The following is an 8526-nucleotide window of genomic DNA, read 5'->3' on the forward strand; positions in this document are numbered from 1 at the left end:
AACAGAACCTATGGTAATGGAGGAGAAACAATTCCAGGTAGACAATGGCAGCTATATAAATAAACAGGTTCCATTGTCTACCAATACTATTGCCCCCCCTGCCCAGATTGAGGAGACCAAACAATTCCAGGTAGACAATGGCAGCTATATAAATAAACAGGTTCCATTGTCACCCCCATCCAATGCCGCCCCGGTTCAGATTGAGGCGCTCCCTGCACTCAGCCAGGAAGACATAGCCGAACTTGCAGACTTCTTGATGACGGCGGATACTCCAGAGGTAGTAATGGATGTATTCGGTATGATCCAATGGGTTTGTAAGGAGACGAAGCAAGCTAAAGAGGTGATTCAGGCGGCTAAAAAGGCAATTTGGGCATTGATTCCCCGTGAGAAGAGGGCACAGCTTTGGGAAATGGCAGCAACAGGTTAAGGAGTGCGACTTAATAGTTTTGATTTGCTGGGCGCGTCAGCCCTCAATAAATTGCCGTGTGTCATATTTAGCTTTGATACAGTTTCTAACGCCTTCCAAGAGGCGTTAAGGGCTAAAGATAGAGAAATTGCGAGGAATTGTAAAAGGTTTATACAAGGACTGAAAAGCTAATTAACGGCCTCCACCTCAGAACTGATAGTGATCGCGACATCCCGACTCATGGTTATGAACTTATGCCCGCGGTGACGGGTCAGATGACGGCTGGTAACAAGTCGGGTGACGGGTCAGAACCCTTGCATTGCAAGGCGGTAGGAGATAGTGGCTAATTCAGTCTACTTAATAAAAAAAAATGAAGTACAACAAACAATCATCTTTAGCCTGCAAACTGAAACTCCAACACTTACATCTGGGGATGAGGTAGAAATTAACCCGTCACTAAAGCTATAAGCCTCTGATAACAAAGGCTGTGACCCGTCACCTCCACTCGTCACTCCTGCCGTCACCATTGACAATGACTTAATTGCGGCAGAGGTGGTGGGAGCGCCGGAGATAATATAAATCTGTGAGACTGAAGAAGCGGGGCGACCTGTAAAGTTTTGAAAAAATTTCTGTCCCAAGTATCCCAAGTAAAAGGCGGGTTTGGCTGGGCTTATCGGTGGAAGAGCGATCGCTCTATATCGAAGCTGATAGGCTTACGGAGTGCTGCCGTTAGGGAAACAATTAGCATTAGCAGTAGCAGAAGTGGAAGAGCTACATGGCTGTGGAGGTCCTAGAGGAAGTACACTGACGCGATCGCGCTCTTTGTTGTTGCCACCTCGCTTTCCCGGTGTAAGAGATTTTTCCCGTTTCCGCTAAAGATAGCCGATTTCCCTATTCGCGATCGCGCTCTACTACGGTTATAGAAATGTCCAATAACATAAACAGTTACCTACTTCTTAAATCAAGTTGAGTAAAGCTATAAAAGAAAAGTCAATAAACCCAAACTTAGCTTTTATTGCTTAATAACCAGTAGTAGCCTGCTTGCAATTCGTCTTAGATTTGGCAGCAAGAGAACTCTTCACCTGCTGCCAAATCTAAGATTCATAAAAGCTCCATGAAAAGATTCCGTCTCTCCTGAACTGTCAACTTTGAGGCCAATGCTTTGATTTGAGCAATGAGAGCAGCTTTACCCTCAAGAGTTTCTGACTTCCACCATTCTTTAGCATCAACTGTTTTTTCCCCAGGATGCATCTCGTTATAATCCCTATCTCCAATCTGCTCAGAATTACCTAAAACTTTATGAAAAGCCTTCCGCTTTGTTGGATCGCCATGTCTGCGCTCATGGGTAATCGCAATATTTCTGAAGAAGTGGGGGTTTGTTCTCCGCGGTTCAACATCCTTAAACAGCGGATGTTCAACCTTTTTCAAGAATGATGTTGCTGTATAAACAGCGCGCGTTACTGTAGTGAATAAGTCACTTGCTTCTAATTGTTTGCCATAGGTTTCTAATTGGCTGTTTCCACAAGATATAAAAAATAACTTGCTTTGAAAATTACTTCTTGCCTGCTCCAACGTTTGAAAATTGTATCGAACTGACTGTATGAGCTTTTCTACTTTCTCAGCCTTTTCATTCTGACCCACCTGTATTGCTTGTTGATGTTGTTCTTCTAAATTTGCTAAGTATTCATTTAGCTCTTCCGTATTTTTGTATGCTCGACGGGCTACAAGACCTAACCAACTGTCCAAGTCAGTCGTTGCCGCCTGAATCTTAGGTCTCCAAATAGTTAGCCACTCGTCAATATCAGCTACAACCTCTGGAGCCAATATATCTGAAAGGATAAAGTCTCGTTCATCACCTGTTTTGTTATCTTCTGGTTCTAGAACTACACGATAGCCGTTAGGAGTGCGAAAGAGAGTGCGTTCGAGTTCAAGCTCTCTAATCTCGCGTTGCCGGACTGGGCAATAAGTTAAGATGGCCACAAGCAAATAACGCTGCCAGGAGCGGAGAATTGATAAATCAGAACGCTTTGCTCCAGAGGAATCATGAGAAGCACAACATTTTCGTAAATACTTAACAACTTCAATACACTGTTCCGTTGTCATTTCTTTCTCTGAGCGTTTAGCCTTCTTATTGGCTTTTCGCTGTTCTTGATACCCTTTGGCCAGATTGTTATTAATCATCCGAATTTCTTCGACTACTCGGATGTCCCGGTACATGGGGCTTTTAGACTCGTAGCAATGAAGCCACTTTGCAACGTTCAATGCCAAGTCGCAAAATCCCATTGCCCAGCCACAGGTGTTTCCGCGCTCGTTAATGCCCCACGCGAAAAATTTTTCGAGTAACTCCAGATCGTTCAATAGCTTGAAATCTAAGTCAGCAAGTTGATAGCTCTCAACATTCTTGAGCCACCCAAGGATATTAAGTAGTCGTGTCTTATGATTATTAAAAGTGACCTCTCGCATTTTCTTGTCCTGACGCTTAGGAACATACTCACCAGTACAAAAAGTATGGAGTTGTTCTAACTGTTTCAAAAGCTTTGGGGTCAGTTCAGATTCCTTTAATCCATAAGGATTAGCATGGAGCGACCTACGCCCACGGTTTGCCGCCATAATATTTGCTTTGGAACGAGTTTTAGGGGCATACTTTCCATAACGACCTTCAGCTGCTTCTTCATACCAACTTTCTTGCTGAATCCATTTGAGAAACTTATTAAGAGCCGGACGGTATGTTGTTCTTTCTAGATTGGCTGTAATCTGTCCAGCACTTAAAGCAGCTTGACAACCTTTTGACAGAAGCTCAAGAGGCTTAACATTTAGAAATACATCAAGAGGAATCTGACTTAGAGCATAATCTAAACCGACTCCTTCTAAATCTTCAGGGACAAAGTTATATCCATGTAAGTTGGGAAGAACGTACCTTCTCAAAGTAGTTTTTAAGTTTGAAAAATTTGAGCCAGGAGTTTTGGTTTCTCCTTGTTGAATATATAGGAGTACAGTTTCCAGCAGATTTTTGGGGGGTTGCTGAGACATAGCTAAATAAAAAACTTTCATCAGGATTAATATAACCATGATACAATAACTTTTAACGTTAAGCAAAAATTTGCGGCTCACAGATACTCGATAAAACACATTTTGTGAGTAAGCATAAAACTCTTGTAACTCTTTTCAATAAAAGGTTTTAGGGCTTATAAATTTTAAAAGCGTAGGAAGCTATGAGGTTAGCTTCCTACGCTTTTTTGCTAGCTCTCAAGTGGCCTAAACGCTTGTATAATGGGATTTTGAAATGTACGATCTAGCAAAGCAGTGCAGCTTTGAGGGGTATAGTCGAGATACGGGTGTGAGCGCAACTACTTGGTTGTAGGCAGTGTATAACACTCAACAATTGCCTTTAAAACAAGATATAACCGCTTAAATATTTCTTGGCTAAGCTGTGGTGTACAGTGACTTTTTAATTGTCGTGGAGACATATTAGTGTCGTTAAAGCAGCAAAGCCAGACTTAGCTGCTTTTGGGCTTGGAGCCAGGGCACGCAATCCTTTGCAGTTGATAATAGGTCGCTCGCGCCAACTTTCTCTGTAATTTTGCAGTAGAGCGACTTTACTTAGCGACACGAATTTGTCTCAATGTCATTTAATTTGGCACTGTACAAGATGTGAAAATTGCTCTCTTGTAACGGGGAGATGATCGTGAGTTCTCCGAGTTAGTAGAGGATCTGTTAACTAAGTGGTTAGAATGACAACTTAAATATTTAAGTTGTCAAACAATCAAAAAACTTAAAAATCTAAATATTTGAGTATGCAAAAGTTTGAAAGCCACAACTCAAGGTAATGGCTAAAACTTAAGTCAATCTACCCTTAAGAATAAGTTTTCAGTATAATTTTTGATTTCACTGCCATTAAAGGACAACTAGGATAAATGGTATGGCATTCAATTTATCCAAACTTTCTCTAACTTTTGACTGACAAAAAAGCTCGAAAAGCGCTAAATATATCAGGTTGAAGCTTCAAGCTAGCTGCCCAATGTAATAAATATTTGTTAGCAATATTTATTACGGCTATTTAGGCTAAGTTCCTAACTATTTGATAGGAATTTATTTAGCCCAAAAAGCAAAAAGGGCGGCTCAATACAGAGTCGCCCTTTTTGGGATTGGATATTTAATTAGTGCTGCTATAGAGCATAACCTTTAGCCGATTAAAGTGTCAAGGGCTTGTTTGCCCGGATATTTTTCTATCATTAGGATGGAATGCCTCGCTAACTCTTCTGACTGTTCTTTGACTCCATATTTACCGCTACCCACTCAACTGGCTTTCTAGGAAGTAGTTATACAGCTCATAGATATGTAGCGACCTGCAAGTTTACTGGCAATTGTTTGGATTTCTGCCAAATAACAGATTATTGGAATGCAGAGAATTTTTACCAAGTGGGCGTTCGCATAGTGGCGGGGAAATTTTGGTCGCTAAGAACGACTGCCCCATTTTCCATAGCTGGGACATAGCTCACAAGTAGCCTGCATAAACAATGGAAAATCAAGCTTTTACGCCATCAACTGTCCCACTTACAGTTGGTAGTAGCGTAGTTAAGTTGATCTGGTGATAAGTCTACATTACCTCATGTTAAGGGCTTGAATACTTGGTATGAAAAGCTTTTCATCGCTTCTTCTTTCTTAGCGACCAAAATTTCTCCATTGCTATACAAAGGCGAGATCCAGAAATCAGAAATCAGGTGAGGGAACGACCAAGGAAGAAACCTTGAAAAAGAGAAATGAGTGTCTAACCGTTAGACACTCATTTCTTTATGGTGGGATGCGATCACCCTAACCTCTTATGGGACTGTTGACTTCAAGCTCTCTCAACAAGTTGACGAACTGCACTAACAATCAAATCTGGTTGCTCTAAGGGAATAAGGTGTCCACTATTTTCGGCAATGGTATATTGGCTATTAGATGAAAGTTTAGTCAAATCTAACTGAAGTTTCTGCCATCTCTGGAATCTTTCATCACTCATTGCTGGAGCTTTGACACCTTGAACCAACACGATTAAAGGCAAGTTATTCAATGATATAACGTCTTCTAATTGCTCAAAACTTTTTTCTAGGTTGGCATATTCGCTAGATATAGTTGCCCAATAGTGAGGACGATAGCAGTAAGATTTGTAAGTATCAAACAAAGCTTGGACTGCTAGCGGATATTTTTTAATTTCTTGTTTTATCTCTTCAAGAATTGGCAACAAGTTGAGTTCTCCGATTAATCGCAACACACCAACTCGACTGGCAACCCTCATAACTTGGTAAAGCCATAACTCTCTTTTAATACGTTTCCAGGTTTCGGATGTCATGCTCAATTCATGGGAGGAATCCACTAACACCAATCCAACCACATCTTCTGGATATTGACTTGCATATAGCCGCATATTAGCTCCACCCAAGGAGTGTCCAACCAAAATGTAAGGAGGCTTAATCCCAGTTTGGGTCAGAAGTGTATGCAATTCATCAACGCTTTGCTGGCTTGTGCGTGGTGTCCTGAGATTAGGATCGCTCCAACCCAAACCCGCTCTATCGTAAGTACACACACGGGTAAATTTAGCAATTTCAGGTGGAACCAAGCCCCATGTGATCGATGGAGCACCACCACCAGCATCCATGACAACTGTTGGTGTACCCTGACCGATACAGTTGAGATGTAGACGAAATCCCCCAATATCAACAAGCTGACCTAGCGGAGGGTATTTATGTCGATCAACAGCTTCACTAACTGTTTGGTAGAAAATTCCCGAAAGTAATCCGACTGTGGTAATACCTAGTCCAAGCCAAATCAACTTTTCCGTAATTATCATAGCGAAATGAGCCACAAGGTTTACACAGCTGAACTTAAGTTTAGCTTTCCTACCAGTTGTGGTAATTCTCTCACTACCGTTCGATAAAACAGACCGCAGTGGGTAAGACCTACTAGGCAAGGGAGCGATCACACTCGCTCCTTACAGAACCGTCTATAGGTGATAAGGTGCAATATCTGAGTACACCCATGTGACTCCTAGCTTTTTCTATCGTTTTAACTTGATGTTCTTTAAAAAAGCATATCTAACACAACTCAGTTTGGTGGTTTACAAACGACCATTTACGAGACAAAATTTTCATTCTGTTCCTAGTGCAGACAATCTTATAAGAAAGGTGAAAAAAGCATTAACTGAGCGCTTTGCCCTACGGGTGTAGTGTCAATCAGTTGGAGGGAAAAGTGCCGCAAAGCACATTATGTGGAAATTCAAGTGCTACCTTGCCCCTGTGACAGCTTTGCTATATATCTCCCTCATTCATAAACCTCGTTCCTTCTATGCCCACAAGTTCTTCCACTTCGGCAGGGGGTCGAAAGCCGAGACAGCGATCGCGAGACTTCGGCGCTCCGAAGTCTCGCTTCACTCGGTAGGGAGTTGGAAGTCGAGAGTGCGATCGCGCTCTGTTTGCGTGGGATGCACGGTACAAACTATCAAAGGATTACGAGGAGCAAGCTGGCAGCGATCGCACTCTCTTATCTTCGGCATAGTCTTGCAGTTGGGTTACTCAGTTTCTGCCAGAACTGAGGGCGATCGCTAGGGGCTAGAAATTTCTGTTTCCCAATCAGAACAAGTTTAAACAGTATCGCAGTAATGCAGCAATGCAGTATTTAATTCTTTACATCTTGCAGTGCTTCATCTAACAGCATTCTGACGATTTCGGCTTTCTTCTTCCCAGTTCGCGCTGCCAGAATTGATAACTTTCTGTGCATGGATTCGGCTAGGTCTACCGTGAGCCTGATTGTAGCTTCCTTGGGCGGAGGTTCAACTTCTTGAGGTTTATTTTGTTTGGGTGGGGGAGTGACTGGTTCTCCGTAGACAAATTGCTTAGCGAGGTTATCGTCATTGTTTAGAGGCTGGCGTTTTTTAGTCATGATACTAGCCTCAAAATTTCTTTAAATAATTGCTCAAATTCTTCTGATGCCGCGACAGCGCCAGAGCCAGGTAAATCCCAAACGGTCGCTGATTGACCAAACGCATCGGCTGTAACTTGACGTTGGTGGATGATTGTTTTTAAAGATATTAAATCAGGAATTTTTTGAAGCAGAGAGATGGCCTCAGTTTTCAATCGAGTGTTTTTCTGGGCTCGGCTAAGAAATACTGCTGCTTTTGGCAATCCACCTCGAACTGATTGGGCTTGCTTGATTAACCTCACAGTGTCAGATGCCGCATCTAGGTCTAACTTACTTGGCTGGCAAGGGATTACAGCTAAGTCAGTGCGAAATAAAATGGCTCTAGTTGATTCAGCTAATGAGCCTGCCCCATCAACTACTAAAAAATCAACTGATTCAGCTAAGACTGGAATTTGTTCAAGTAGATCGTCGGGAGTTATTAGAGCTGTTACCCCAATTGCGCTTTCCATCGAGGCGAACCATCTGGAGAGGGAGCGCTGTGGGTCGCCGTCAATCACCTGTATTTTTTTCTTTTGTTTGGTAGCCAGCCAGTGTGCGAAATGCAGAGCAGACGTTGATTTTGTGCTGCCCCCTTTCTCATTAACGAAAGAGATGACGGTCATATTACTGCATTACTCAATTACTGCATTAATTATGCCAGAATAAATGGTTTGGACTCCGCCGAAAAGGACTATTTTAGGCGGAGTTCCCCCCAGAGACTAACGGATTCATAGAGTTTTGGGGTTGCTGTGTTGACCCGACTAAATACTGTTTTAGGTGGAGTTGCGATGAGAACCCAACCCGTGTCCTCGATTAGGTAAATAAAACCGGATAACGAAAGAGATCATCTAATCCCGGAAGCTTGGCGAAATCACTAAAAGCAATAGTAGGAGCGTTGTGCCGAGATTCTTGACTGGGGATGCACGTCCGGCAGTTCCACTACAGATGGAAATGATTCAACTGGAAGAAGATGACGAGTTGACTCTGGCGGTGACGTAAGTAGGCGAGCATAATAAATTAACAGCACAAGGCTCTACCGAACTTGTTATGTAAAAATGTTAAAAATGGCTAATCAAAATAGCAGAAACAGAATAGGTATAAGAAGTGACATTTGTTGCGGGGCTTGAATTCTGGGATTGATTGTGATTAAGTAGATGCAGTAAAAAAGCAGCCCCAGACTGGGT

General features: G+C 42.4%; 6 protein-coding genes. 2 read left to right on the forward strand and 4 right to left on the reverse strand.

What is annotated here, in order from left to right; genetic code table 11:
• Positions 1-427 (forward strand): hypothetical protein (locus H6F74_RS28815; RefSeq protein ID WP_206756380.1); only part of this gene is annotated, 427 nt, incomplete at its 5' end.
• A gap of 1080 nt (positions 428-1507) precedes the next feature.
• On the opposite strand, the gene H6F74_RS28820 is transcribed toward H6F74_RS28815, so the two are convergent.
• Positions 1508-3475: a hypothetical protein gene (locus H6F74_RS28820; protein ID WP_206756381.1), complete on the reverse strand. Its 1968-nt coding sequence runs from the start codon at positions 3473-3475 to the stop codon at positions 1508-1510.
• Positions 3476-5243: 1768 nt separating this feature from the next.
• A complete protein-coding gene (locus H6F74_RS28825; protein WP_190445529.1) occupies positions 5244-6236 on the reverse strand; it encodes an alpha/beta hydrolase in 993 nt (330 codons plus the stop codon).
• A gap of 415 nt (positions 6237-6651) precedes the next feature.
• Here H6F74_RS28825 and H6F74_RS28830 point away from each other — a divergent pair, with 415 nt between their 5' ends.
• On the forward strand, positions 6652-6990 hold the full coding sequence (locus tag H6F74_RS28830) for a hypothetical protein (RefSeq protein WP_190445530.1): 339 nt from the start codon (positions 6652-6654) through the stop codon (positions 6988-6990).
• A 70-nt stretch (positions 6991-7060) separates the two neighbouring features.
• Here H6F74_RS28830 and H6F74_RS28835 read toward each other — a convergent pair whose 3' ends face one another.
• The gene (locus H6F74_RS28835) at positions 7061-7324 is read right to left on the reverse strand and encodes a CopG family transcriptional regulator (RefSeq protein WP_190445531.1); all 264 of its coding nucleotides are present in this window, start codon (positions 7322-7324) and stop codon (positions 7061-7063) included.
• Positions 7321-7965 (reverse strand): AAA family ATPase, encoded by a 645-nt coding sequence (locus H6F74_RS28840; RefSeq protein WP_190445532.1) that lies wholly within the window; start codon positions 7963-7965, stop codon positions 7321-7323. Before H6F74_RS28840 ends, H6F74_RS28835 begins: the two co-directional genes overlap by 4 nt.
• Positions 7966-8526: the final 561 nt, after the last annotated feature.

Origin of the sequence: Trichocoleus sp. FACHB-90, assembly GCF_014695505.1 — a bacterium.
GTDB lineage: Bacteria > Cyanobacteriota > Cyanobacteriia > Cyanobacteriales > FACHB-T130 > Funiculus > Funiculus sociatus.

Excerpts from the sequence above, each read along its gene's own strand:
- H6F74_RS28820 (WP_206756381.1), bottom strand. The coding sequence starts at position 3,475 with ATGGTTATATTAATCCTGATGAAAGTTTTTTATTTAGCTATGTCTCAG.
- H6F74_RS28825 (WP_190445529.1), bottom strand. The coding sequence starts at position 6,236 with ATGATAATTACGGAAAAGTTGATTTGGCTTGGACTAGGTATTACCACA.
- H6F74_RS28830 (WP_190445530.1), top strand. The coding sequence starts at position 6,652 with ATGTGGAAATTCAAGTGCTACCTTGCCCCTGTGACAGCTTTGCTATAT.
- H6F74_RS28835 (WP_190445531.1), bottom strand. The coding sequence starts at position 7,324 with ATGACTAAAAAACGCCAGCCTCTAAACAATGACGATAACCTCGCTAAG.
- H6F74_RS28840 (WP_190445532.1), bottom strand. The coding sequence starts at position 7,965 with ATGACCGTCATCTCTTTCGTTAATGAGAAAGGGGGCAGCACAAAATCA.